This is a genomic window from Pseudomonas sp. BSw22131 (assembly GCF_026810445.1).
In the GTDB taxonomy this organism is placed as follows: Bacteria; Pseudomonadota; Gammaproteobacteria; order Pseudomonadales; family Pseudomonadaceae; genus Aquipseudomonas; species Aquipseudomonas huanghezhanensis.
In genome coordinates this window covers 1,084,719-1,110,796 of sequence record NZ_CP113949.1, presented here as the reverse complement: position 1 = coordinate 1,110,796, position 26,078 = coordinate 1,084,719, and the positions used below count along the sequence as shown (strand labels likewise).

Below are 26,078 nucleotides of genomic sequence, written 5' to 3'. Positions count from 1 at the left end.
TAATTTGACTTGTACAAGTACAAAACTATGATGAGCGGAGGTTGTACAGCCAAAACATCCTGTACAAGCAGTTCTCAGAGGTTTTGCCATGTCCACGCCCGCACACAGACTGCATGCCCCCTCGATCTCCAAGCCGAAACTCGGCATCAGCGCCTGCCTGATGGGTGTTGAAGTTCGCTTCAATGGCGGGCACAAACTCTCTCACCTTTGTACCGATTCACTGAGCCAGTATTTTGATTTTGTCCCCGCGTGCCCTGAAGTGGGCATCGGTATGGGCGTCCCACGCCAGGCCATCAGGTTGGTGGGCGATATCGACAAGCCACAGGCGGTCGGCTCTGTCGACAGCGATATGAACGTGACTCAGGCCCTGGCCGAATACGGCGAGCGCATGGCCGATGAGATGGATGATCTTTGCGGCTACATCTTTATGCAGAAGTCACCGTCTTGCGGGCTGGAGCGGGTCAAGGTCTATCGCGAAAACGGCGCGCCTTTCGACGGCGGTGGCCGAGGTATTTATGCCAAGGCGTTCTGCGATCGCCACCCCGATCTGCCAGTCGAGGAAGATGGACGCCTGAATGATCCGGTGCTGCGCGAGAACTTTGTTACCCGCGTCTACGCCTACGCCGCGTGGCAAGCACTGGTCGACAGCGGTATCACTCGCCGCGCCCTGACCGAATTTCACTCGCGCTATAAATATCAGTTGATGGCCAACGACCCCGTGCAATACCGGGCGCTGGGTAACTTGTTGGGCACCATGGGCAAAAGCGATCCGAAGGAAATTGCCCCGGGTTACTTCAGCCAATTGATGAGCGCTCTTAAAAAGCCAGCCACGCGCCGCACGCACACCAATGTGCTGCAACACCTGTGTGGTTACTTGCGCAAGACCATCGGCACCGAAGACAAGCAGGAAATCCAGGCGGTCATCGACCAATACCACCAGGGCATCGTGCCGCTGGTGGTGCCCTTGACGCTGCTCAAACACCATTTTCGCCAACACCCCGATCCCTATGTAGCGCTTCAGGTTTACCTGCAACCTCATCCGGAAAACCTCAGCCTGCGGAACGCCATCTAATCTATGAACAACCCCCCTGCTCCTGCCGCCGACGACCAAGAGCCAAGCGCCTACGCGCTGGAGAACGGTTGGCTGCCGATTAGGGAGATCGCGCGCCTGACGGGTGTCAACGCCGTGACCCTTCGCGCATGGGAGCGGCGTTATGGCTTGATCGTGCCGCACCGCACACCTAAGGGTCACCGGCTGTATTCCAACGAGCACGTCCAGCGCGTGCAGGCGATTCTGACCTGGCTCAACCGAGGTGTTTCCGTCAGTCAGGTCAAGCAACTGATCGACTCGCACCCCGCGCCGCAACCGACTGCGCCGCAAAGCGACTGGGATGCCTTGCGACTGACGCTGCAACAGGCCATCAGCGAACTGGCCGAGCGGCGCATCGACGAGATGTTTAATCAGGCCATGTCGCTGTATCCGCCGCGCACGCTGTGCGAGCAATTGATGTTGCCTTTGCTGGACGCACTCGAGCAGCGTTGGCAAGGTCAGTTCGGTGCCCAGCTGGAGCGAGTATTTTTCTATTCATGGCTGCGCAGCAAACTCGGTGCTCGCCTTTACCACAACAATCGGCAACTGAGCGGCGCGCCAGTCTTGCTGGTCAACCATTCGGATCTGCCGCTTGAGCCGCACCTGTGGCTGACCGCCTGGCTGGTTAGCAGTGCCGATTGCCCCGTGGAGGTCTTCGACTGGCCGTTGCCGGTAGGCGAACTGGCCTTGGCCTGCGAGTATCTCGAGCCGCGTGCGGTGTTGCTGTATTCGAGCAAGTCTTTGAACGTGGCTCAGTTGCCGCGCCTGTTGAACAATATTGCATGCCCGATTGTGCTGACCGGACCAACGGTACGCATCCATTGTGCCGAACTGTCCGTATCTGTCAGTGAGGTTCCGGGGCTCACGCTGGCCCGGGACCCGCTTGCCGCCCAGAGTGCGCTGCAGCGCCTGGGGCTAATCTAAGGAATGAACATGCAATTGATTTGGCTGCGCAGCGACTTGCGCGTTCACGACAACACGGCCCTCTGTGCTGCCATGGAGCAGGGGCCAACGCTGGCGGTTTACATGATCAGCCCGGCGCAATGGGCGAGTCATGACGATGCGCCTTGCAAGGTCGACTTCTGGCTGCGCAATCTGGTTGAGCTGAAAACGGCACTGGCCACGCTTAACGTGCCGCTGTTGATCGTCCACGCAGACACTTGGGACAAGGCGCCGACCGCGTTGATGCAAGTGTGCAAGAAGCACGGGATCGAGAAAGTCCACGTCAACGAGGAATACGGGATCAACGAAAGCCGCCGCGATGACGCCGTGGACGCTGCGTTGAGCGACGCCGGTATCCATTTCCAGAGTCATCTCGACCAGCTTTTTTTCAAGCCAGGCAGTGTGCTGACCAAAACTGGCAGCTACTTCAAGGTATTCAGTCAGTTTCGCAAAGTCTGTTACACGCGGTTTCACCAGAGTGTTGCGCCGCTGGTTCGTCTGCCGGGCAAACAAAAAGCGCTTGAGGTCGAGGGTGATGACATCCCCGACAAGGTTGAAGGCTTTGCTCCTCCATCCGACGCATTGCGCGCACTCTGGCCAGCCGGCGAGCAAGAGGCACGCAAGCGCCTGGAAACCTTCGCAGACGCTCAGATCGAACACTACCTGGACGAGCGCGACTTCCCGGCAAAACCGGGCACCAGTCAGCTCTCGGCCTACCTGGCGGCTGGCGTTGTCTCCCCACGCCAATGCCTGCACGCGGCGCTGAGCAGCAATCAGGGCGAGTTCGAAACCGGCAATGCGGGCATCGTCACCTGGATCAACGAGCTGCTATGGCGTGAGTTTTACAAACACGTGCTGACAGGCTTCCCGAGAGTCTCGCGCCATCGTGCCTTCCGACCTGAAACGGAAGCCGTGAAGTGGCGGCAGTCGCCCAAAGACCTTGAGGCCTGGAAACAGGGTCGCACCGGCTTTCCGATTGTCGACGCCGCCATGCGTCAGTTGCTGGAAACCGGCTGGATGCACAACCGGCTGCGTATGGTCGTTGCAATGTTTTTCAGCAAAAACCTGTTGCTCGACTGGCGTGAGGGCGAACGCTTTTTCATGCAGCACCTGATCGATGGAGACTTGGCAGCGAACAATGGCGGCTGGCAGTGGAGTTCATCGACCGGGACCGATTCGACGCCCTACTTCCGTATTTTCAACCCGCTGAGTCAGTCGGAGCGGTTCGACGCGCAAGGTGTGTTCATCAAGCGCTGGGTGCCTGAGCTGGCTTCACGCAACAAGAAGGACATTCACAATCCGATCTCGCAGGGCAGCCTGTTTGGCGATGCCGACTACGCAGCGCCCATCGTTGATCTCAAAAGCAGCCGAGCCCGTGCGCTGGCAGCTTTCAAGTCCTTGCCTCACCTGCAAGCCGCGGAGGAGAGCCATGAGTGAGTTCCTGCGCGACTTCGCCAAGCGCTTCGCGGCCCTGGACAAGAACAACCTGAATCGGCTTCCCGAGCTGTACAGCTACGACGTGGCTTTTGCAGACCCTATTCATCAGGTCAATGGCCTGAGCGATCTGCACGTCTATTTCGCCGAGCTGTACGCCAATGTACAAAACCTGAAATTCGACTTTCATGCATTCGATCAAGTGCGCGAGGGCAAGGGCTACCTGCGCTGGACGATGAGCTACTCGCATCCGCGTCTCAACAGCGGCAAGGTCATTCAGGTGCAAGGCTGTTCGCACCTGTTGTGGAGCGATAACAAGGTGTTCCAGCACCGGGATTTCTTCGACGCTGGCGCAATGCTTTACGAGCACTTGCCAATAATTGGCAGGGCGATTCGCTGGCTCAAAGGGAGATTGGCATGACGCGACGTATCTGGCTCACCGGCGCCAGCAGTGGAATTGGTCTGGCACTGGCAGAGGAACTGCTCAAAGCGGGGCATCGCCTGGCGCTGACCGCTAGAACACTGGAGCCCCTCGAAACGCTGGAGCGGCGTTTCCCGCTGCAAGTGCTGGTGGTGCCCGGCGATGTCTCGGACAGCTCGCAAGTGATCGCCATGGGCGAAAGCATCGCGAAAAGCTGGGGCGCGCTGGACACAGCCATTCTCAACGCCGGAACGTGTGAGTACATCGACGCCAAACATTTCGACGCACAGATGATGGAGCGTGTGATTCACACCAACCTCATCGCCACGTCGTACTGCATTCAGGAAGCCTTGACTCTGCTGCGCCTGGGGGATGCTCCGCATCTGGTTGGCGTGGCGAGTTCGGTCGCGTTTCTGCCGTTGACTCGCTCCGAGGCCTACGGTGCTTCGAAAGCCGGCTTGCGTTACCTGCTTCAGTCGCTGCGCATCGACCTGGCGGATGAGGGTATTGACGTGACCATCGTCAGCCCGGGTTTCGTCGACACGCCGTTGACGGCGAAAAACGACTTTCCGATGCCCATGCGCTGGCCTGTGGATAAGGCCGCACGCTACATCTTCGAGCGTCTGGAAAAGTCGCGGCGCCCGCTGGAAATTGCGTTCCCGAAGGTTTTCATTGCGGCCCTCAAGCTGATATCGCTGCTGCCTGACCGGGCGCAACTGGCGTTGGGCAAACGCATGGCGCGCTCGTCCAAAGAAGGCGGGAATGCATCATGAGGATCGCCATCATTGGCAGCGGGATTTCAGGCCTGACCAGCGCCTGGCTGCTTAACCGTAACCACGACATCACCGTGTTTGAATCCGAAAGCTGGGTCGGCGGCCATACCCACACGGTCGATGTGTCGGTGAACGGCGAAAGCCATTCCATCGACACCGGCTTTATCGTGTTCAACGACTGGACGTATCCGAACTTCATTCGCTTGCTGGAGCAGTTGGGGGTGGCGTTCAAGCCCACCGAAATGAGTTTTTCGGTCAACGATCCAAAAACCCGTACCGAATACAACGGCAACAACCTCAACAGCCTGTTTGCGCAACGCAGCAACCTGCTATCGCCGAGTTTCTGGGGGATGCTGCGCGACATCCTGCGCTTCAACAAAGAAGCCTTGAGCGACCTGCAAAACCAGCGCATCGCTGCCGATACGACACTCGGCGCGTACCTGAAGGCCGGGGGCTACGGCCAGCGTTTCACTGACCATTACATCGTGCCGATGGGGGCTGCCATATGGTCGATGTCCCTGGCGGACATGCTGAGCTTTCCGTTGCAGTTCTTTGTACGGTTTTTCAAAAACCACGGTTTGCTGTCAGTGAGTGATCGACCGCAGTGGTGCGTCATCGAAGGCGGTTCAAGCGCCTACATCGCGCCGCTCACGGCCTCGTTCAAGCAGAAAATTCGCGTGGATTGTCCGGTTCACCGTGTCGAGCGAGACAGCGATGGCGTGACAGTACACAGCGCTGCCGGTAGTGAGCGGTTCGATAAAGTGGTCTTTGCCTGTCATAGCGATCAGGCGCTGTCGATGCTCGCCGCGCCCAGTGCCGCCGAGCAGGATATTCTTGGCGCCCTGCCCTACGCCGACAATGACGTGGTGCTGCACACCGATACGCGTTTGTTGCCACAGCGCGAGCTCGCATGGGCCAGCTGGAATTACCGTTTGGGCGGCGCGGGCGATCAACCGGCGGCCGTGACCTACGACATGAACATCCTGCAAGGCATCACGAGCGACACCACGTTCTGCGTCAGCCTTAACCAGACGCCGTCCATCGATCCTGCAAAAATTCTGGCGCGGTATCGTTACGCACACCCGCAATACAGCCTCGAAGGCGTTGCTGCCCAAGCGCGCTGGCAAGAGTTATCGGGCGCGCAACACACGTATTACTGCGGGGCCTACTGGGCCAGCGGATTCCACGAAGACGGCGTGGTCAGCGCGTTGCGCGTGGCATCCGCGTTCGGGGAGTCCCTGTGAACAGTGCCCTTTACAGCGGGGTGATCAGCCATCGTCGGTTCTCGCCCAAGTCCCATGCGTTCAGCTATCGCATCGGCATGCTGTACCTGGATCTGGATGAGCAGGACGCCGTCTTCGGCCTGTCGCCATTGGCGGGCACCAGTCGTTTTGCGCCGTTTTCGTTCAGACCCGGCGACTACCTGCGCGAATACACCGGGCGCGGTATCTCCTTGACTGCCGCTGTGCGCAGCATCGTCAATAACGCGCTGGGGCAATCTCCACTGGGGCGCGTTTGCCTGCTGACACAAGCGCGCAGTTGGGGCTTGTCATTCAATCCGGTGAGTTTTTTCTACTGTTTTGAGCGCGACGGCTCGCTCGCAGCGATCGTCTGTGAGGTAACGAACACGCCATGGGGTGAGCACTATCACTACGTGCTGCCCGCGTCGGACACCGGTCATCAACATTTCGCTGTAGCAAAGGCGTTTCATGTGTCGCCGTTTCTACCGCGCGACCTCGAGTACCGCATGAGCTTCAGCCCACCCGGCGAGCGGCTGGGCGTGCACATGGCTGACTGGCAGGGCGATCTGAAAGTGTTCGACGCCACGCTCAATCTGCAACGCCAACCGCTGACCCGACCGGCGCTGCATCGCCACTTGCTGAACTTCCCATGGATGACGGCCAAGACGTGCGCCGCGATCTATTGGCAAGCCGTGCGCCTGTTCATAAAGCGCATGCCGATTTTTTCCCATCAGGCCGCCGAAGGCGCCTTTCGCACTGCAGCCGCGCAACAAAAGGATCGACGCCATGAAAAGCAGTAGCGTTATCGCCGGTCTCGGCACCAATAGCTTCACCGCAGGCATTTTGCGACGCGCCGTTTTACGGCAGCTGTCACACCTGCGTCACGGTCAACTGGTTGTGATCGAAGGCGACGAACGTCGTGTGTTCGGTGCAGCTGGCGCAAAAATCCAGGGCGAGATACATATTCAGGATTCCGCCATCTGGGGGCTGGTCGCCAGCAACGGATCCATTGGCGCCGGTGAAGCCTTTATTCACGGGTACTGGACAAGCCCGGATCTGACGGCCGTGATTCGCGTATTCGTCAGTAACCTTGAAGTGCTCGATGCGCTGGAAGGCGGACTGGCACGGGTCAGTCGGCCTTTCGTTCAGGGGCTGCACTGGCTCAACCGCAACACGCGCCAAGGCTCGCAAAAAAACATCGCCGCGCACTATGACTTGGGCAATGACCTGTTCGAGCAGTTTCTCGACCCGACCATGATGTATTCCGCTGCGCAGTTCCTGAGCCCGGACGACACACTGGAGCAGGCGCAGTTGAACAAGCTTGAGCGCATCTGTCAGAAGCTTGCGCTCAAACCCACCGATCATTTGCTGGAGATCGGCACAGGCTGGGGCAGCATGGCGATCTACGCGGCGCAGCATTACGGCTGCAAAGTCACCACCACTACGCTGTCCAAAGAACAGTTCGCGTACACCGAAAAACGAGTAGCCGAGCTGGGACTTCAGGACCAGATCACCTTGAAGCTTGAAGATTATCGCGACCTCACCGGCGAATACGACAAGCTGGTGTCCATCGAGATGATCGAAGCGGTCGGCCATCGCTTTCTGCCGACGTACTTCAAGCAGTGCACGAACCTGCTCAAAAGTGACGGCCTGATGCTGATTCAGGCGATCACCATTCGGGAGCAGCGCCATGAGCAGGCAAAACGCAGCGTGGATTTCATCCAGCGCTATATCTTTCCAGGCGGCGCACTGCCTTCGGTTGCCGGCATGCTGGAGATCGTCGGTCGCGATACCGACATGAACCTGCTGCACATGGAAGATTTCGGCCTGCACTACGCACGCACGTTGCGCCTGTGGCACGACAACTTCCGTCATGCCCACGGCTATCTGGCCGAACTTGGCTACGACGATTACTTCCTGCGGCTGTGGGAGTTCTACTTGTGCTACTGCGAAGGCGGTTTTCTGGAACGCACCATCGGCACGGCGCAGTTGCTGCTGGCAAAACCCCAGGCAATGCCGCAGCCGTTGCTGGGTCGTTTCGATGCTTAGCGCCAACGTCAAAAACATTGCGAACGCCGTGTTGTTTCAACTCGGCTGGTTTGTCTGCGTACTGGGCGGCAATGTTTTCGGGCTAATGGCGGTGCTGGTAATCGTTGCTGTGCACTTGTCACTGATAGGATCGTGGCGCACCGAGGCGAAGCTGGTCATCGTGGTGTTCGCGCTGGGCTCGGCACTGGACAGCGCTCTGCTCAAACTTGGGGTGTTTGATTTCGGTGATTCCAGCGTGTTGATCCCGCTGTGGCTGGCACTGCTCTGGCCCTTGCTGGCAACCACGATGGGGCATTGCCTGGCGTGGTCTGCGAAACCGATGTGGCTCGCCAGCCTGCTGGGCGCGGTCGGCGGGCCAGCTTCTTATTATGCGGGCTCCAAAATGGCTGCGGTCTATCTGCCACTTGGTTTCTGGCCGAGCATGCTGATACTCGCCGCTGTCTGGGCTGTGGTTTTTCCGTTACTGCACTGGCTGGCCGCCTATTTCAGAACCGCCCGTACAACGGCCTGACACGGCTTTTGATGGCTGTAGTTTGGCGTTCATCTGTCAGGCAACCCACCGGTCGGCAATGCGCTGCTTTACACTGCCGCCATGAACTCGATACCTGTCACTCAAATCCCTGCCGAACCTGTCGTCACCTGCTCAACCTGCGCGGCGTGCTGCTGCCAGCTGGAAGTCATGCTGATCACTGACACAGGCGTGCCCGAACGCTTTATCGATACTGACGATTGGGGTGGAGAGGTGATGCTGCGTCTGGACGACGGCTGGTGTGCGGCGCTGGATCGCGACACGATGATGTGCACGATCTACGACAGACGACCGTTGATTTGCAGGGAGTTCGAGATGGGTGCGCCAGAATGCCTGATCGAGCGCGAAGGGATTGCGACGGCCTATGTGTGAAGCAGTCAGCATCTGGTTTCTGTAAAAGCGCGCGGGCACCGAAAGTGGCCTGCCAGCCGCCGATTCAGCGACTGACGTGTTTATCCGCGGATAAGCGTGCTCTTACAGATTCAGATGCTAGATCTTAGAACGGCATCGTGTAGTGAATCGCGTAGCTTTCGATACCATCGTTATTGGTGGTCATGCCGCCGTTGGAGTAGTGAGTGGCGCGGATGCCCACTTCATGTCCACCGGCAAAGCGCAAACCGAAACCGATGCGGTCTTCAAACTGGAACGCGCTGCCCAATTTGTTGCCTTCGACTTCTGTACGCTGAAACACCGCAGCGCCAATACCCGCTTCGATATACGGCTTAATGTTTTCACCCGAGAATTCGTAAACGAACACAGGGGAGAACGACAGGCTGTTGTTGCTGGAATTCTTGTCGCCTTCCCAGTAGGTGTACGCCCCGCTCCAGTAGCCGGTCAGACGGCCAACACCGGTTTGCCACCAGCTTTTGTCCCAATCAAACTGCGCGCCCAAACGATAAGTCATCGTCGATTCCCCGGTTTCCCCAACCGAGAACTCAACCCCATCAGCTTGCGCAATCGCACTCTGCCCCAGTAACGCGGCCGCAATCGCAGCCAAACAAAACAGTCGCTTCATCTGAAACATCCCATTTTCGAATGCAGTGGTAGAAAATTTTTTATCTAGACAGACCCGCTATAGAAGTCTGCGGCTTACATTTAGTTCAGCCTGAAAACAGCGCGTTTCACGTTTTTTTCACGAGGCGAAGCTTCGCACACTGTCAGACGCTTCTAATAGTACCGGTAGGATGTTTCTGAAGTTATCTGGGTCGCCACTCGTCCAAAACTGGGTTGGCTGCGGGGGACCGCTTGCGAGCATGTCACGCTGACCGAGCAGCCGCTGAAGTTGGCGCGCAACGGCGCCACCGGTATCGATCAAGGTGATAGAAGCGGGAATCATCTCGCGCAGAAGCGGTTTGAGAAAAGGGTAATGCGTGCAGCCCAGGATGATCGTGTCGCAACCGGCCTCCAGCAGTGGCTCGACGTAGCTGTGCAACAGCTGACGGATCAGAGGGCTGGTCAGGTCGCCGGTTTCGATCAGCTCCACCAGCCCCGGGCAGGGTTGAGTTACCACCTGGATATCAGTGGCAAAACGATCCAGCAGGGCTGCAAATTTTGCGCTTTGCAGGGTGCCGGTGGTTGCCAGCACGCCGACTACACCAGTGCGCGTCGCGGCAGCAGCGGGTTTGACCGCAGGCTCCATGCCGACGATGGGCCACTCGGGGTAACGCTCACGCAGGTCTGCCACCCCTGCAACGGTGGCGGTGTTGCAGGCCAGCACCAGCGCCTTCGCACCTCGGGTTCGAAAAAACTCAGCGATGATCACGCAACGCTGACGGATGAATTCAGGGGTTTTCTCACCATAGGGAATGTGCCCGCAATCGGCGACGTACAAGAGCGATTCGCTGGGCAACAGGCTGCGAATCTCACCCAATACCGACAAGCCGCCGACACCGGAATCAAACACCCCCACTGGCGCATCGTTGTCCCTGGACACGGTTAGCCGCGCTGAGCATGCAGGGCGCTGCAAACGCTGCACGCCGGATCACGCTTGACCCTGAGTTCACGAAAGCGCGTTGTCAGGGCATCGATCAACAGCAAGCGCCCTACCAGCGGCTCGCCGAAACCCGCCAGCAATTTCAGTGCTTCGAGCGCTTGCAAACTGCCGACCACGCCCACCAGCGGGCCAATCACGCCAGCTTCGCTGCAGGTGAGTTCGGACTCGCTGCCGTGGCCGTACAGACAGTGATAACAGGGGCTATGCGGCTGACGCGGATCAAACACGGACAACTGACCATCCAGACGAATCGCTGCGCCGCTAACCAGCGGTTTACCGGCAGCCACACACGCGGCATTGACCGCTTCACGGGTCGAGAAGTTATCGGAGCAATCCAGCACCACGTCCACTGCCTCGACGGCAGCCGCAAGGGAATCGACGTCCAGCGCGGTGCGGTGAGCTAGCAGTTTCACATCAGGATTGATCGCGGTCAGGCGCTCGATAGCCGAATCGACTTTGCTTTGCCCGACGCCAGGGGTGTCATGGATGATCTGACGTTGCAGGTTGGTCAGATCCACGGTATCGAAATCCGCCAGGTGCAACTCACCCACGCCTGCTGCGCCAAGATATAGCGCGACCGGCGAACCCAGCCCGCCAAGGCCGACGATCAGGGCGCGGCTTTGTTTGAGGCGCAACTGACCCTCGATGTCCACGTGCTGCAGAAGGATCTGTCGGCTATAGCGCAACAGCTCCTGGTCGGTCAGCACGGCACGCGCCCGAAGGTGATGCGTTCGTTATCGCCGAGATCACGACGGGTCTGTATCTGCTCAAAGCCGTTGCCGTTGAGCAGGTCACGCACCGCGGCGCCCTGGTCGTAACCGTGTTCGAGCAATAACCAGCCGCCCGGCTCCAGGTGCGCAGGCGCCTCAGACGCGATCACCCGCAAGTCGTCCATGCCGTCGACACCGGCGACCAGTGCACTGCTTGGCTCAAAACGCACATCGCCTTCGGCCAAATGCGGATCACCGGAAGCGATATAAGGCGGGTTGCTGATGATGAGGTCGAAGCGCTGACGCGTGAGCGAGCTGAACCAATGACTTTTCATGACCGCAGCGTTGTCGAGGTTGAGCCGTTGGCGATTGCGCTCGGCAAGCTCAACGGCCTCGTCCACGCGATCAACGGCGGTAATGGTCCACTGCGGACGGTCCTTGGCCAGCGACAAAGCAATTGCCCCGGTGCCCGTGCCCAGATCGAGCAAACGATGAGGAATGGCACCCGGAAGCAATTCCAGTGCTGTCTCTACCAGCATTTCGGTTTCCGGCCGCGGGATCAGCGTGTGCGTAGCGACTTCGAGATCGATGTTCCAGAAACCTTGCAACCCCAGGATGTAGGCCACGGGCTCACCGGTGCGACGCCGCTTCAGGAAACCTTCGAACGTGTGCGCAGCCTCGCTGCTGACAATGCGCTCAGGCCAGGTGTGCAGGAAACTGCGCGGCTTGCCCAGCGCGGCAGCCAACAGCAGTTCGACATCCAGACGCGCCGTCGGCGAGTCCGGTAGCTCAGAGCTTCTTAACAAGCTGGCGATAATGGTCATTTACTCACCCAGTGCCGCAAGTTGATCTGCCTGATACTCGGCAAGTAACGGCTCTATCACTGCATCGACTCCGCCGGCCAAAACTTCATCCAGCGAATATAGCGTCAAATTCACGCGATGATCCGTCACTCGCCCCTGTGGAAAATTGTACGTGCGAATGCGTTCGGAGCGATCGCCCGACCCCACCAGCAACTTGCGCTCACTGGCGATGGCATTGGCCGCCGCGCTGGTTTGTTGGTCATTGAGCTTGGCTGACAACCAGGACATGGCACGCGCGCGATTCTTGTGCTGCGAACGCTCTTCCTGACACTCGACCACAATACCGGAAGGCAGGTGCGTGATCCGCACCGCTGAATCCGTCTTGTTGACGTGCTGACCGCCTGCGCCTGATGACTTGTACGTGTCGACACGCAGATCGGACGCGTTGATCTCGATAACCTGGTGTTCATCAGGCTCCGGCAATACTGCCACGGTGCAGGCCGAGGTGTGAATGCGGCCTTGGGATTCGGTTTCCGGGACGCGCTGAACACGGTGCGCGCCGGACTCGAACTTCAATTTGCCATAGACGTGATCGCCTTCGACACGGGCGATGACTTCTTTGAAGCCGCCGTGCTCGCCAACGTTCTCGGACAGGATCTCGACCCGCCATCCACGGCGTTCGGCGTACCGCGAATACATGCGGAAAAGATCGCCCGAAAAGATGGCCGCTTCATCGCCACCGGTGCCGGCACGAATTTCCAGAAACACGTTGCGACCGTCGTTGGGATCCTTGGGCAGCAGCATCTTCTGCAGATTGCTTTCCAGCACCACCAATTGTTCCTTGGCTTCGCGCACTTCTTCGACCGCCATTTCGCGCATGTCGGGGTCGCTGTCCTTGAGCAGCGCCTGAGCGCCGTCAAGATCGGCCTGCACTTTGAGCAGCTGTTTGTACGCTGCGATCACAGGCTCGGCTTCGGCGTATTCACGGGAATAGCCGCGAAAGCGGGTCTGATCGGAAATGACTTCGGCATCGCCAAGCAGTGCGGTCAATTCCTCGAAACGGTCACTGAGGATGTCCAGCTTATTGAGCAGTGAAGCTTTCATTGCGGGGGTTTATCCGTGGAGCCCTCGGTGAGGGCAAAGAGTTCCTGAGCCATGGCCAGCGCATCGACGCGGCCTTCGGCAGATAGCTTTTTCAGTTGCACGCTAGGCGCATGCATCAATTTGTTGGTCAGGTTGCGGGCCAGTGCCGCCAGCACATCCTCAGCGCTGGCACCGTTCGCCAGCAGCCGTTGCGCCTTTGACAGCTCTTCGTCACGCAGCCTTTCGGACTGCTGACGATACGCCTTGAGCACGTCGACCGCTGCCAGTTCTCGCAACCGCGACATAAAGTCGTCGACACCGATTGTGACCAGCGCTTCGGCAGCCTGCGCGGCACCCTGGCGGCTCTTGAGGTTTTCGGCAACAACTTCATGCAGGTCATCGACGGTATAAAGGTAGACGTCATCGAGCTCGCCGACTTCAGGCTCGATATCCCTCGGGACCGCGATGTCGACCATGAAAATCGGTTTGTGCTTACGCAGCTTCAGCGCGCTTTCCACCGCGCCCTTGCCCAGGATCGGTAGCTGGCTGGCGGTGGAACTGATGACGATATCGCTGTTGACCAGCTCGGCTGGAATGTCCGCGAGCAACACCGCGTGGGCGCCGAACTGTTCAGCCAGGATGCTGGCGCGCTCAAGCGTACGGTTGGCGACGACGATACGCTTAACGCCAAGATCATGCAGGTGCCGGGCGACCAGCGTGATGGTCTCGCCCGCCCCGATCAACAGCGCCTGACTGCGCTGAAGGTCACTGAATATCTGTTTCGCCAGACTGACCGCTGCAAAAGCCACGGACACCGGGTTTTCACCGATGGCCGTATCGGTCCGCACCTGTTTGGCGGCGCTGAAGGTTGCCTGGAACAGTCGACCGAGCAACGGTCCGATGGTCCCCGCCTCACGCGCCACGGCGTACGCGGACTTCATCTGACCCAGAATCTGCGGCTCGCCCAGCACCAGGGAATCGAGCCCGGAGGCGACACGCATCATGTGGCGAACGGCAGCGTCTTCTTCGTGCACATAAGCACTGGCACGCAGTTCGTCGACGTTCAGGTGATGGTAATCGGCGAGCCAGCGCAAGATAACTTCAGCGGTAATGTGATCCTGCTCTATATAGAGCTCGCTGCGATTGCAGGTCGACAGGATTGCAGCTTCGCGGCTTTGAGTCAGGCGGCAAAGCTGCTGCAGGGCGTCAACCAGTTGCTCAGGGGTAAATGCCACGCGCTCGCGGACATCGACTGAAGCAGTCTTGTGATTGATACCCAGAGCAAGAAAGGCCATTCAATGTCGCTGATGGTGACGAGAAGCCGGCAATTGTCCTACTTCAATAGAGTGAGGACAACCACCGCAATACATTCAGAACGACCGGCGCAGGCTATTGTCCCTATAGATATCCGCATCAGGAGCGGCCTGACTGCGACAAATTGTCCAACCAAAGACACTTTAAGCACAGGCCCGAAAGGTGGGTTCTTACTTTTCGCGTAGGCTGTGGGTTTGCTCCCGGCCTTGTGTCATGATGCTTTCAAACCGCAGGTAAGTCGCCCTCTCTTCTATATGAATAAATCCTCCGCACTGTTTCTCGCACTAATCGCTCTGAGTGGCTGCCAAAACAAGGCCACGGTTTCACCGCAGACACCTGCGGTGAAAGAGGCGCCCCCCGAGCCCGAGGCAAAGCCTCAGGTCTATGGCTCGTTCACTCAGGAAACAGTGGTCAGCCTCTTGACCGCCGAGCTCGCCGGCCAGCGCAATCGCTTTGACATTGCGCTGGACAACTATGTTACCCAGGCGATCAACACTCAGGATCCGGGGATTTCAGAGCGCGCTTTCAGAATCGCCGAGTACCTGGGCGCCGATCAGGCCGCTCTGGACACATCGCTGATCTGGGCCAAAAACGACCCCACCAACCTTGAAGCTCAGCGCGCAGCGGCCATCCAGTTGGCACGGTCCGGGCGCTATGACGACTCGATGCGTTACATGGAAAAAGTCCTGCAAGGCCAGGGCGATACCCATTTTGACTTCCTGGCGCTTTCCGCTGCCGAGACCGACTCCAACACCCGTAAAGGGCTGTTGACCAGCTTTGATCGCCTGCTGGCGAAATACCCGAAAAACGGTCAGCTGATCTTCGGCAAAGCCTTGCTGCTGCAACAGGAAGGTGACGGTAACGGAGCACTGAAACTCCTCGAGGACAACCCGCCCAGCGAGGGTGAAGTCGCGCCAATCCTGCTCCATGCACGCCTGCTGCAAAGCATGAATCGTGGCAAGGAAGCGCTGCCGCTGCTGGAAAAAAGCATCAAGAAATATCCGGACGACAAGCGCCTGCGCCTGACCTACGCACGCACGCTGGTCGAACAAAACCGCATGACCGACGCCAAGGTGCAGTTCTCCAGCCTGGTGCAGCAATACCCGGATGACGATGACCTCCGGTATTCGCTGGCGCTGGTGTGCCTGGAAGCCAAGGCCTGGGACGAAGCTCAGGGTTATCTGGAAGACCTGGTCGCGCGCGGCAGCCATGCGGACTCTGCGCACGTCAATCTCGGGCGAATCTACGAAGAGCGTGATGACCCGCAAACCGCGCTGACCGAATACGCTCAAGTCGGCCCGGGCAGCGATTACCTGCCTGCGCAATTGCGCCAGGCCGATATTTTGATGAGCAATGGCAACACCGCCGAGGCTTCGAAACGTCTGGCACAGGCGCGTACTGACCAGCCTGACTACGCGATTCAGCTGTACCTGGTCGAGGCTGAAACCCTGACCAACAATAACCAGTCCGATCGCGGCTGGCAGGTATTGAATCAGGCGCTAAAGCAATACCCGGACGACCTCAATCTGCTCTACACACGCTCGATGCTGGCTGAGAAGCGCAATGATCTGTCGCAAATGGAAAAAGACCTGCGCAGCATCCTCAAGCGAGAACCCGATAACGCGATGGCCTTGAACGCTCTGGGCTACACCCTTTCGGACCGCACCACGCGGTACGCGGAGGCCAAGGAGTTGATCGAACGGGCGCACGTCTTGAACCCTGATGATCCTGCCGTTCTCGACAGCCTTGGGTGGGTGAATTATCGCCTGGGCAATCTGGATGAAGCAGAACGCCTGCTGCGCCAGGCGCTTGAGCGCTTCCCCGATCATGAAGTTGCCGCCCACCTGGGCGAAGTCCTCTGGGCGAAAGGCGAACAGCGCGAAGCGCGTAAAATCTGGGGCAAAGCCCTTGAACAACAACCTGACAGTCCAGTCCTGCGCAGCACCCTCAAGCGCCTGACCGGATCCGAGACCCTTTGAATTTATGTTATTGCGCCACGTAATCGTATTCGGCCTCATCGCCCTGCTCGCTGGCTGTGCCGGCATTGGTTCCCACGAAGCCCTACAAGGCCAGGGCGACGCCAAACAATGGCAGGCACACAAACAGCAATTGAGCACCCTTGATGGCTGGCAGATCAACGGCAAGGTAGGCATCCGGGCACCCAAGGACTCCGGCAGCGGGACGCTGTTCTGGCTGCAACGTCAGGACTATTACGACATCCGCCTGTCCGGTCCGCTCGGCCGCGGTGCTGCACGCCTGACCGGGCGCCCTGGTGCAGTGTCGCTGGAGGTCGCCAACCAGGGCCGCTATGAGGCACCGGATCCGGAAACCCTGCTGCAGGATCAAATGGGCTGGAAACTGCCCGTGTCGCATCTGGTGTGGTGGGTTCGCGGATTGCCCGCACCTGACAGCAAAAGCAAGTTGACGCTCGATGGCAACAGCCGGCTGGCCAGCCTGGAACAGGATGACTGGCAGATCGAATACCTCAGCTACACTGAGCAGAACGGCTTCTGGCTCCCTGAGCGGCTGAAGCTGCACGGAAAAGATCTCGACGTCACGCTGGTCATCAAGGACTGGCAACCGCGCAAGCTGGGGCAATAACATGCCCCAGCCGATCCTGACGCTGCCCGCACCGGCAAAACTCAATCTGATGCTGCATATTCTCGGTCGTCGAGCTGACGGCTATCACGAATTGCAGACGCTGTTTCAGTTTCTCGACTACGGCGACGAACTGAGTTTCTCCGTCCGGGAAGACGGCAAGATTTGTCTGCACACAGAAATTCCTGATGTCCCTCACGACAGCAACCTGATTGTTCGAGCCGCTCGATGGCTGCAAGAACAATCGGGCAGTTCGCTGGGTGTCGATATCTGGCTGAAAAAAGTGCTACCCATGGGCGGCGGAATTGGCGGCGGAAGCTCCGATGCCGCAACGACGCTGCTGGGCCTGAACCATCTTTGGAAACTGGCCTGGAGCGAGGACAGACTCGCCGCTCTGGGGCTTACTTTAGGCGCGGACGTCCCGGTTTTCGTGCGTGGGCGGTCCGCATTTGCCGAAGGTGTGGGCGAAATCCTGACCCCGGAAAACCCCGAAGAACCTTGGTATCTGGTGCTTGTGCCGCAAGTATCTGTAAGTACAGCAGAAATTTTTTCAGATCCCCTGTTGACACGTGACACTCCTCCCATTAAAGTGCGCCCCGTTCTCGAGGGAAACAGTCGTAATGACTGCCAACCGGTTGTAGAGAGGCGTTACCCAGAAGTTCGTAACGCTTTGAATTTGCTAGGTAAATTCACCGAAGCGAAATTAACCGGAACTGGAAGTTGTGTGTTTGGGGCCTTCCCAAACAAAGCTGAAGCTGATAGAGTCTCGGCCCTTCTTACAGAGACCCTTACAGGGTTTGTAGCGAAAGGAAGTAACATCTCGATGTTGCACCGAAAGTTACAAAGTTTGTTCTAAGAAACGAGTGCTGGGCACTCGGCAACATCGCTACAGGGGCGTCGCCAAGCGGTAAGGCAGCAGGTTTTGATCCTGCCATGCGTTGGTTCGAATCCAGCCGCCCCTGCCATTTTCCTATACTCATCCAGGTATACCCTCAGCCGGCAGGTACTGCGCGTGTCCAAGATGATGGTCTTTACGGGGAACGCTAACCCCGATCTGGCTCGGCGTGTCGTACGTCAGCTGCATATCCCACTCGGTGACATTTCTGTTGGTAAGTTCTCCGACGGCGAGATCACCGCTGAGATTAATGAAAACGTCCGCGGTAAAGACGTGTTCATCATTCAGCCTACGTGTGCTCCGACCAACGATAACCTGATGGAACTGGTTGTGATGGCCGATGCCTTCCGCCGCTCCTCAGCAACTCGTATTACCGCTGTTATCCCTTACTTTGGTTACGCCCGTCAGGATCGCCGTCCGCGCTCAGCACGTGTGGCAATCAGCGCAAAAGTTGTCGCTGACATGCTCACCGTCGTTGGTATCGACCGTGTACTCACCGTCGATTTGCACGCAGACCAAATACAGGGTTTCTTCGATATACCGGTAGATAACATCTACGGCTCCCCGGTCCTGGTGGATGACATCGAGGATCAACGATTCGAAAACCTGATGATTGTTTCCCCTGATATTGGCGGCGTCGTGCGTGCACGTGCTGTTGCCAAATCTCTGGGTGTCGATCTCGGGATCATCGACAAGCGCCGCGAGAAAGCCAATCACTCCGAAGTGATGCATATCATCGGCGACGTCGAAGGACGTACCTGTATTCTCGTTGACGATATGGTCGACACCGCTGGCACGCTCTGCCATGCGGCGAAAGCCCTGAAAGAACACGGCGCTGCAAAGGTTTTCGCCTATTGCACACACCCTGTCCTCTCTGGCCGCGCCATCGAGAATATCGAAAATTCCGTGCTGGACGAGCTGGTGGTGACAAACACTATCCCGTTGTCCGCTGCAGCACAGGCCTGTAGCCGTATCCGTCAACTGGATATCGCGCCGGTTGTTGCCGAGGCGATGCGTCGCATCAGCAACGAAGAATCGATCAGCGCGATGTTCCGTTAAGGGTTATCCCTTTTCAGACATATCGTTGACGAAAAGCGCCCCGCCCTGACAATTCGCCAGGGCGGGGCTTTTTTGCCCATATCACCCGAGCGTCGGTCGCAAACGCAGAGGCGAGTGTGGTTATTTTGGAGAAACAACATGAACGATTTCACCCTTAATGCCGAAGTGCGTTCCGACCTGGGGAAAGGTGCGAGCCGCCGCCTGCGTCGTCTCGCCGCCCTGGTTCCAGCTGTAGTCTACGGTGGCGAAAAAGCCCCTGAGTCCATCAGCATGCTGGCCAAAGAAGTTGCCAAACTGCTCGAAAACGAAGCGGCTTACAGCCACATCATCGCGCTGAACATTGGCGGCAAAAAGCAAAACGTCATCATCAAAGCGCTGCAGCGTCACCCGGCCAAAGGGCACGTGATGCACGCTGACTTCGTACGCGTGATCGCAGGTCAGAAGCTGACTGCAATCGTACCGGTCCACTTCGTTGGCGAAGATACTCCAATCAAGAAAGGCGGCGAAGTTTCGCACGTTACTTCTGAGCTGGAAGTTACTTGCCTGCCGAAAGACCTGCCTGAGTTCATCGAAGTTGATGTGTCGGCACTGGAAATCGGTTCGATCATTCACCTGTCCGACCTCAAAGCGCCTAAAGGCGTTGAGTTCGTCGCGCTGGCGCACGGTAACGACCTGGCTGTTGCCAACGTTCACGCACCACGCGTAGTTCCAACTGAAGATGAAGAAGCCGAAGGCGCAGCCGAGTAATTCATTACCCGGTAACGTCGGAGTTGCTCAGGAAACACCGAGAGCGATAGTGTCAGGCAAAGCGGGCGAGATCGCGGAGTTTACATCATGGTAAATGAGCAGTTTTCGCCCACTTTCGCCGCCGCCATCATCGGCGTTATCCACAACTCCAAGGAAGAGCCCCTGTCGTGACTGCCATACAACTGATCGTTGGCCTGGGAAATCCAGGCGCTGAATACGAACAGACCCGGCATAACGCGGGGGCTTTTTTTGTTGAGCGTATCGCTGCGGCGCATCGAGTGAATCTCGTGCCCGAGCGCAAATTTTTTGGCCTGACCGGTCGCTTCATGCATCAGGGTCAGGATGTTCGTCTGTTGATCCCCACCACGTACATGAACCGTAGCGGCCAGGCCGTGGCGGCGCTCGCCGGCTTTTATCGCATACCGGCTGAAGCAATTCTGGTGGCTCACGATGAACTCGACATACCGCCCGGCGTTGCCAAGCTGAAAGTTGGCGGCGGTCATGGGGGACACAATGGGCTGCGCGACATCATTGCGCAGCTGGGTAATCAGAATACATTTCACCGTCTGCGGCTTGGCATTGGCCACCCAGGCGATGCCAGCAAGGTCTCCGGTTTTGTTCTGGGTCGAGCGCCGCGCGCCGAACAGGAAAAACTGGACGCCAGTATCGACTTTGCCCTCGGCGTGCTGCCGGACATCTTCGCCGGTGAATGGAACCGTGCGATGAAAAACCTGCACAGCCAGAAGGCCTGACATCACTCGAGGGAAAACACCATGGGATTCAACTGCGGCATCGTCGGCCTGCCAAACGTCGGCAAGTCCACCCTGTTCAACGCCCTGACCAAATCCGGTATTGCGGCAGAGAACTTTCCCTTCTGCACCATCGAACCGAACACCGGCATTGTGCCGATGCCTGACCCACGCCTCGCCGCGTTGGCAGCCATCGTCAATCCAAAGCGTATCCTGCCGACAACCATGGAATTCGTGGACATCGCAGGCCTGGTTGCAGGCGCGTCCAAAGGCGAAGGCCTGGGCAACAAGTTTCTCGCCAACATCCGCGAGACCGACGCCATTGCCCACGTGGTTCGCTGCTTCGAAGACGAGAACGTGATTCACGTTTCCAACAGCGTCGACCCCAAGCGCGACATCGAGATCATCGACCTCGAACTGATCTTTGCCGACCTCGACAGCTGCGAAAAGCAACTGCAGAAAGTCACTCGCAACGCCAAGGGCGGCGACAAGGATGCTGTGGTTCAAAAAGGCCTGCTTGAGCAACTCATCGCTCACTTCACTCTCGGCAAGCCTGCACGTAGCCTGATGAAGACCATGAACGCTGATGAGAAGGCGGTTATCCGCGGCTTCCATCTGCTGACCACCAAACCGGTCATGTACATCGCCAACGTCGCTGAAGACGGCTTTGAAAACAATCCGCTGCTGGACGTGGTCCGCGCGATTGCCGAAGAAGAAGGCGCCATGCTGGTTCCGGTCTGCAACAAGATCGAAGCGGAAATCGCTGAGCTTGATGACGGCGAAGAGAAGGACATGTTCCTTGAAGCGCTGGGGCTGGAAGAGCCAGGCTTGAACCGCGTCATCCGCGCAGGCTATGAAATGCTGCACCTGCAGACGTATTTCACCGCTGGCGTCGAAGAAGTCCGCGCCTGGACCGTTAAAGTCGGCGCCACCGCCCCACAAGCTGCGGGCGTTATCCACACCGACTTCGAAAAAGGCTTCATCCGCGCCGAATGTATCGCCTACAACGACTTCATCCAGTACAAAGGCGAAGCTGGTACGAAGGAAGCAGGTAAGTGGCGCCTGGAAGGCAAGGACTACATCGTCAAGGACGGCGACGTACTGCACTTCCGTTTCAACGTCTGATCGACGTATTAAGTTTTAGGGTGTTTTTTGAAACACTGAGAAACTGATCCAGCCCAAGAAAAACCGCGCATGTGCGCGGTTTTTTTGTTTCGGAATGTCGCATTTCGTTTCTATTCCCCCACCCAAAAAGTGAGCAGACTCGTGAGTACACGAATTTGCCAAGCACTAAGGTGATGATTGCAGCGAGGTATCTACACGCGGAGAACCGGCACCACTAACCGATAGCCACTGAATGGCAACTCCAGCATGATTGGAGCCGACGACTACCCTCCCCCCTATGAGCGGTGCGCAGTAATGGCATGGGAGTAGCAGATCGGCTTATGCTTCTTGCGATTTTTAATCAAGGAACGATGAAATGATTACGGTAACTGCTGCACTGTTTGTTACCCGTTTGCCGTTCGTTTTTTCATGAGCCTTGCTCTTGGAGCAGTACAGTAATGCTCGCAAAGAAGCGTCGAACATTGGCCGGTTTTATGGCGCTCGCGCTCGGCTTGATCGTGTTGTCTGCGTATTCATTGTTTCACTCGGAGTTTCGCGGCCTGGAAGGACGTTTTTCCGAAAACGTACGAAACGTCACGGCGGCCGTTCGCAATCAACTGGACACCAACGAGGCGGTGATTGCAGGGTTTGCCGCGTTTCTCCAGGCCGTTGACCAGGGCGATACCGAAGCCGCGGCCCGTTACGCTGAAGTGGCGCTGCGTGGGTATCCCCATATTTATATGATGGAGGTGGCCAGGGCCGTTCCCGCCGCTGAAGAGCGTCGATTCGAGGCTTTGCTTCGGCGCACCTGGCACGCAGATTTTGAGTTGAAATCCTTTCCCGGGGTCGCTCCGCAACTTTCGTCGAGTCCAGCGATAGTCACTGAGACTTGGCCAATACTGTTCATGTATCCGATGCTCCCCCAGGCCAGCGCTATTTATGGGGTAAGGCTGGAGACAGTACCTTACCTGTCCGATGCATTGGCCAAAAGCCATGCAAGCCCTAACGCAGTCGCGTCACCTGTTTTTTCAATGTACGAGGGGGGTAACGCGTACATCGTCTTGCAGTGGGTCTCCCGATCAGACGAAAAAGTCCACGGTTCACTTCCCAATTTTTTCGGCAGCACGATGGTCGCATTGCTGCTTGTCAAAACAGATGCGTTGCTCAGTGCAATAGAGCACGGCAGTGGTGACCCGTTGCTGAGCATTTACGCCGCGCTCAAAACAACAACTGAATCGCTCAGTCCTGTTGTCTCTGTCCAATCGCAACCGGCGGGTTGGTTAGACCGGTTGATCATGCCGAAGCTGACCAGAGAGGTCGAAATCGATAGCCTGTCTCAGCCCATGAAAATGCACTATGAACGTCAGTTGCGGTTCTCGGATGTGCTGTCCATGGGGAACCTGTCCATCCTTGCAGGTCTTCTGATCGGTCTGATAACAGTGCCTGTGGCGCTGGTACGACATTTCGCAGCCATAGAGTCGGCTGAAATCGAACACGCACGTGCAGCCTTCCTCGCGTCTCACGATGTGCTGACACGGCTCCCCAATCGCTACCTGCTCGCGGATCGATTCGAACAAGCCCTCGACAGGTTGAAAACACATGAAACGCCATTCGCTGTATTCGTGATTGATCTGGATCACTTCAAAAAAATCAACGACCAACATGGCCATGTTGTCGGCGATCAAGTGCTTCATGCGGTTGCGGCTCGTATGGTTAAGGCAATGCGCAACAGCGATACCGTGGCCCGCTATGGAGGGGATGAGTTCGTGGTGTTGGTTGCAGACATCGCCGACTCAAGTACGGCCAATCTCAGAGCGAACAATGTACTGGAAGCCGTGCAACAACCGATCTCGACCTCGGTAGGCCTGCTCTCACTGTCGTGCAGTATCGGTGTCTCGCTCTGCCCTGCCCATGGTCAGGATCTGGACACCCTGCTCAAAGCTGCAGATGATGCGATGTATGACGTCAAGCAGGAGGGCAAGAATGGGTTGGCGGTCAGCGGTGATGAACGGCGGTGAATCCATGGGTTGAATACGTTCGCTGAATGCCTGCGACGAATCGAGGTCAGACGTTTAACTGACTTATTCAATGAGGCGTAAACATGAACGTGCCCAGCCGCATGAACTATATCGAAATTACCCAACCGGGAGGCCCGGACGTGTTGCAGATGGCACAGGCAACTGTGCCCGAGCCAGGAGAGCATGAACTGCTGATCAAGGTTCACGCAGCCGGGATCAATCGCCCGGACGTCATTCAACGAACCGGCAAATACCCGATGAAGCCCGGGATGAGCCCTGTGCCCGGGCTGGAAGTGGCGGGTGAAGTGGTGGGCATCGGTGCATCGGTCTCTGGGTTCAAGGTCGGCGATAAGGTCTGTGCGCTCACCAACGGCGGTGGTTATGCCGAGTACTGTGTTGTGCCAGCCACCCAGACACTTGCGATCCCTGACGGTGTCGACATGATCCACGCGGCTGCCATCCCGGAAACATTCTTCACCGTATGGGCCAATCTTTTCGAGCTGGGACAAGCCGCGGAAGGTGCAACCGTGTTGATCCACGGCGGCACAAGCGGCATCGGTACCACTGCGTTGATGCTGTGTCAGGCGCTGGGTATCAAGACCTTTGCTACGGCAGGCAGTGAACAAAAGTGCGAGAAGATCCGTGCGTTGGGCGCCGAGGCAATCAACTACCACGACGCGAAATTTGCTGAAGTCATTGCCCGGGAAACCCAAGGCAAGGGTGTCGACGTGATCCTGGATATCATGGGCGCCAGCTATTTCGACGACAACGTGGCATCCCTCGCCCGTCGCGGACGCCTGGTGATTATCGGCTTTCTCGGGGGTAGTTCCGTCAAGGATTTCAACCTGCCCGCCTTAATAGAGAAACAGGCGGTGGTAACGGGCTCGATGATGCGCTCGCGCAGCGCAGAGGAAAAAGCCGAGATCGCCCGGGCGGTCAAATCCAACCTCTGGCCTTTGCTGAGCAAAGGCCAGTGTCTGCCCATCATTGATCGAGTTTTCCCCCTCGCCGACGCCGCCAGCGCTCACAAGCGGATGGAAGAAGGCGAGCACATCGGGAAAATCGTGCTGAAGGTGGTGTGAGCGTTGCGATTGCCGTTGGTGGTGTTGAGTGTGAATGAGGGGTCATTTTGATGTGTGCCGATGTTGGCGGTCGTCAGTGACGTGGAGAGGCGCCATTGGATTGCCCGCAGTCCAGAGGCTGCAGTCGGCCAAAGGCGCCCAACCGCGAACGGTTCTATCGACCCGAAGCGTTCATTCGGCGAATGATGAGGCCGACGCCAAAAGGACTTAGAAGCCTTCAGCCCCCTGCCGCAGAATTTGCATCAGTTGTCCAACAACGATGGCTTCAACAGCACCCTCACTGGCGCCTGCCTCAAAAGCAGCGCAACAAGCCGATGCGCCGCCATCGCAAATACGGTAGACAGCAATGGCACTGCCAGGCCCGCAGCCTGTGTGCCCGCATAGGGAATAACCGCCATCAATCGACCCATGCGTCACACCAAGGCCATAGCCCGGCGTGACCCATGGGCGTCCGGGAATCGGGCCGCCCAATATTCGTGCGGTCTGCATTTCTTCGAGCAAGTCCGAGGAGAGCAGGTCTTCGCAGAAGAGTCGATCCAGAAATAGCGCTGCTTGCGAAATTGGGCCGATTAACAGGCCGTGATAAACCCAGGCGGGGTCGTAATTGGAGGTGTTTCCAAGATGGGTCGTTTGTAAGTCTGCTCGTGTTTTAGCAAAGCGAACGTTCGAAAGGCCCAGAGGGGAAAGCGCCCGTTGAATCACCGCGTCATCAAGCGTCAGATCAGTCAGTCGTTCAATTAGCCGGGCGATGAGCAAGTAGCCCACATTCGAGTAACGCCAACCAGTTCCGGGACTGTATCGAAGCCGAGCACCGTCAAGGCGTTGCATCATTTCATTTGCCGACCAGGCTGACTCACTGCTCCTGACGGCGGCGTGATACTCCGCAAGTTCGCCGTAATCAGCCAGACCTGCCTCATGCCGCAGTAGCTGGCGTAACGTGAAAGGCTGATCAAGAACGGGGTCGTCCAATCTGATCAGCCCGTCACGTACCAACGATAGGGCTGTCGCAGCCAAGACTGTTTTCGTGAAACTCCACCAAGGGGCCACCCGCTCTAATCGGTCAGGGGTTTGTGGCTGACCATTCGATACGAGTGAACTGAGCATTGGCTTCCCTGGAGTGTTGAGCGGATCGACAGCCCCACAAGATATCTCATTCACTCTTCTTCACCAGAGTGAAAAGGCAGCTGTTTGTGCTGTCCTGAACGACTTGTATTGGCCGATATTCGTGTCCCATGATGCGTAGCTAGCGGCCAAAGGCTGTCTGAAAACGGCTTCGGTGGGAGGCGTCCCGGCTTGTCAAAAAATGCGGCACCTTGTAGGCGCTCCCGTTTTTGTGCAAGGATTCGCTATGACTCAATTTACTCCAAGCAATCGCCATCATCATCACGGACCTCGCTCAGGGTGCCGCGGTTGCGTACGCTCATCGATTGATCAGAGTTCGAAA

General features: G+C 57.7%; 26 protein-coding genes and 1 tRNA gene. 20 read left to right on the top strand and 7 right to left on the bottom strand.

Annotation, left to right across the window (positions count from 1 at the left end):
* The first annotated feature begins 88 nt into the window (after positions 1-88).
* From OYW20_RS04900 to OYW20_RS04855, 10 genes are all read left to right on the top strand, one after another.
* A complete protein-coding gene (locus tag OYW20_RS04900; protein WP_268799606.1) occupies positions 89-1,072 on the top strand; it encodes a YbgA family protein in 984 nt (327 codons plus the stop codon).
* 3 nt (positions 1,073-1,075) lie between these two features.
* Positions 1,076-2,014 carry a MerR family transcriptional regulator gene (locus OYW20_RS04895; protein ID WP_268799605.1) on the top strand — a complete coding sequence of 313 codons (939 nt, stop codon included), beginning with the start codon at positions 1,076-1,078 and terminating at the stop codon, positions 2,012-2,014.
* A 9-nt stretch (positions 2,015-2,023) separates the two neighbouring features.
* Complete coding sequence (phrB, locus tag OYW20_RS04890; protein WP_268799604.1) at positions 2,024-3,469, top strand: deoxyribodipyrimidine photo-lyase; 1,446 nt, start codon at positions 2,024-2,026, stop codon at positions 3,467-3,469.
* Positions 3,462-3,887 (top strand): nuclear transport factor 2 family protein, encoded by a 426-nt coding sequence (locus OYW20_RS04885; RefSeq protein WP_268799603.1) that lies wholly within the window; start codon positions 3,462-3,464, stop codon positions 3,885-3,887. The genes phrB and OYW20_RS04885 overlap by 8 nt, the downstream gene beginning before the upstream one ends.
* Positions 3,884-4,660: an SDR family NAD(P)-dependent oxidoreductase gene (locus OYW20_RS04880; RefSeq protein WP_268799602.1), complete on the top strand. Its 777-nt coding sequence runs from the start codon at positions 3,884-3,886 to the stop codon at positions 4,658-4,660. Before OYW20_RS04885 ends, OYW20_RS04880 begins: the two co-directional genes overlap by 4 nt.
* Positions 4,657-5,904, top strand: a complete 1,248-nt coding sequence (locus tag OYW20_RS04875; protein WP_268799601.1) for an NAD(P)/FAD-dependent oxidoreductase — start codon at positions 4,657-4,659, stop codon at positions 5,902-5,904. Before OYW20_RS04880 ends, OYW20_RS04875 begins: the two co-directional genes overlap by 4 nt.
* Complete coding sequence (locus OYW20_RS04870) at positions 5,901-6,701, top strand: DUF1365 domain-containing protein (protein WP_268799600.1); 801 nt, start codon at positions 5,901-5,903, stop codon at positions 6,699-6,701. Before OYW20_RS04875 ends, OYW20_RS04870 begins: the two co-directional genes overlap by 4 nt.
* Positions 6,688-7,950, top strand: coding sequence for an SAM-dependent methyltransferase (locus OYW20_RS04865; RefSeq protein ID WP_268799599.1), 1,263 nt, complete (start codon positions 6,688-6,690; stop codon positions 7,948-7,950). The genes OYW20_RS04870 and OYW20_RS04865 overlap by 14 nt, the downstream gene beginning before the upstream one ends.
* On the top strand, positions 7,943-8,461 hold the full coding sequence (locus OYW20_RS04860; protein WP_268799598.1) for a DUF2878 domain-containing protein: 519 nt from the start codon (positions 7,943-7,945) through the stop codon (positions 8,459-8,461). Before OYW20_RS04865 ends, OYW20_RS04860 begins: the two co-directional genes overlap by 8 nt.
* Positions 8,462-8,542: 81 nt before the next feature.
* Positions 8,543-8,851, top strand: a complete 309-nt coding sequence (locus tag OYW20_RS04855; protein ID WP_268799597.1) for a YkgJ family cysteine cluster protein — start codon at positions 8,543-8,545, stop codon at positions 8,849-8,851.
* Between the two features lie 124 nt (positions 8,852-8,975).
* Here OYW20_RS04855 and OYW20_RS04850 read toward each other — a convergent pair whose 3' ends face one another.
* The 6 genes from OYW20_RS04850 to hemA all read right to left on the bottom strand — a co-directional run bounded on the left by OYW20_RS04850 (position 8,976) and on the right by hemA (position 14,363).
* Positions 8,976-9,494 carry an acyloxyacyl hydrolase gene (locus OYW20_RS04850; RefSeq protein ID WP_268799596.1) on the bottom strand — a complete coding sequence of 173 codons (519 nt, stop codon included), beginning with the start codon at positions 9,492-9,494 and terminating at the stop codon, positions 8,976-8,978.
* A gap of 117 nt (positions 9,495-9,611) precedes the next feature.
* Positions 9,612-10,412: a glutamate racemase gene (murI, locus tag OYW20_RS04845; protein ID WP_268799595.1), complete on the bottom strand. Its 801-nt coding sequence runs from the start codon at positions 10,410-10,412 to the stop codon at positions 9,612-9,614.
* A gap of 2 nt (positions 10,413-10,414) precedes the next feature.
* Complete coding sequence (locus tag OYW20_RS04840) at positions 10,415-11,179, bottom strand: molybdopterin-synthase adenylyltransferase MoeB (protein ID WP_268799594.1); 765 nt, start codon at positions 11,177-11,179, stop codon at positions 10,415-10,417.
* A complete protein-coding gene (gene prmC, locus OYW20_RS04835; protein ID WP_268799592.1) occupies positions 11,173-12,006 on the bottom strand; it encodes a peptide chain release factor N(5)-glutamine methyltransferase in 834 nt (277 codons plus the stop codon). Before prmC ends, OYW20_RS04840 begins: the two co-directional genes overlap by 7 nt.
* Positions 12,007-13,089: a peptide chain release factor 1 gene (prfA, locus tag OYW20_RS04830; RefSeq protein WP_268799591.1), complete on the bottom strand. Its 1,083-nt coding sequence runs from the start codon at positions 13,087-13,089 to the stop codon at positions 12,007-12,009.
* On the bottom strand, positions 13,086-14,363 hold the full coding sequence (gene hemA, locus OYW20_RS04825) for a glutamyl-tRNA reductase (RefSeq protein ID WP_268799590.1): 1,278 nt from the start codon (positions 14,361-14,363) through the stop codon (positions 13,086-13,088). Before hemA ends, prfA begins: the two co-directional genes overlap by 4 nt.
* Positions 14,364-14,636: 273 nt before the next feature.
* Here hemA and OYW20_RS04820 point away from each other — a divergent pair, with 273 nt between their 5' ends.
* From OYW20_RS04820 to OYW20_RS04775, 10 genes are all read left to right on the top strand, one after another.
* Positions 14,637-16,361: a tetratricopeptide repeat protein gene (locus OYW20_RS04820; protein WP_268799589.1), complete on the top strand. Its 1,725-nt coding sequence runs from the start codon at positions 14,637-14,639 to the stop codon at positions 16,359-16,361.
* 4 nt (positions 16,362-16,365) lie between these two features.
* On the top strand, positions 16,366-16,983 hold the full coding sequence (gene lolB, locus OYW20_RS04815) for a lipoprotein insertase outer membrane protein LolB (protein WP_268799588.1): 618 nt from the start codon (positions 16,366-16,368) through the stop codon (positions 16,981-16,983).
* Position 16,984: 1 nt separating this feature from the next.
* Complete coding sequence (ispE, locus tag OYW20_RS04810; protein ID WP_268799587.1) at positions 16,985-17,836, top strand: 4-(cytidine 5'-diphospho)-2-C-methyl-D-erythritol kinase; 852 nt, start codon at positions 16,985-16,987, stop codon at positions 17,834-17,836.
* A 34-nt stretch (positions 17,837-17,870) separates the two neighbouring features.
* Positions 17,871-17,945 (top strand) — tRNA-Gln (locus OYW20_RS04805).
* Between the two features lie 47 nt (positions 17,946-17,992).
* The gene (locus OYW20_RS04800; RefSeq protein ID WP_268799586.1) at positions 17,993-18,934 is read left to right on the top strand and encodes a ribose-phosphate pyrophosphokinase; all 942 of its coding nucleotides are present in this window, start codon (positions 17,993-17,995) and stop codon (positions 18,932-18,934) included.
* Between the two features lie 138 nt (positions 18,935-19,072).
* Positions 19,073-19,681 carry a 50S ribosomal protein L25/general stress protein Ctc gene (locus tag OYW20_RS04795; RefSeq protein WP_268799585.1) on the top strand — a complete coding sequence of 203 codons (609 nt, stop codon included), beginning with the start codon at positions 19,073-19,075 and terminating at the stop codon, positions 19,679-19,681.
* 167 nt (positions 19,682-19,848) lie between these two features.
* Positions 19,849-20,433: an aminoacyl-tRNA hydrolase gene (pth, locus tag OYW20_RS04790; RefSeq protein ID WP_268799584.1), complete on the top strand. Its 585-nt coding sequence runs from the start codon at positions 19,849-19,851 to the stop codon at positions 20,431-20,433.
* 21 nt (positions 20,434-20,454) lie between these two features.
* Positions 20,455-21,555 carry a redox-regulated ATPase YchF gene (gene ychF / locus OYW20_RS04785; RefSeq protein ID WP_268799582.1) on the top strand — a complete coding sequence of 367 codons (1,101 nt, stop codon included), beginning with the start codon at positions 20,455-20,457 and terminating at the stop codon, positions 21,553-21,555.
* Between the two features lie 437 nt (positions 21,556-21,992).
* Entirely contained in the window at positions 21,993-23,552 is a 1,560-nt protein-coding gene (locus OYW20_RS04780; protein ID WP_268799581.1) for a sensor domain-containing diguanylate cyclase, read from the top strand.
* An 83-nt stretch (positions 23,553-23,635) separates the two neighbouring features.
* On the top strand, positions 23,636-24,634 hold the full coding sequence (locus OYW20_RS04775) for an NAD(P)H-quinone oxidoreductase (RefSeq protein ID WP_268799580.1): 999 nt from the start codon (positions 23,636-23,638) through the stop codon (positions 24,632-24,634).
* A 207-nt stretch (positions 24,635-24,841) separates the two neighbouring features.
* Here OYW20_RS04775 and OYW20_RS04770 read toward each other — a convergent pair whose 3' ends face one another.
* Positions 24,842-25,738, bottom strand: coding sequence for a serine hydrolase domain-containing protein (locus OYW20_RS04770; RefSeq protein ID WP_268799579.1), 897 nt, complete (start codon positions 25,736-25,738; stop codon positions 24,842-24,844).
* Between the last annotated feature and the right edge of the window lie 340 nt (positions 25,739-26,078).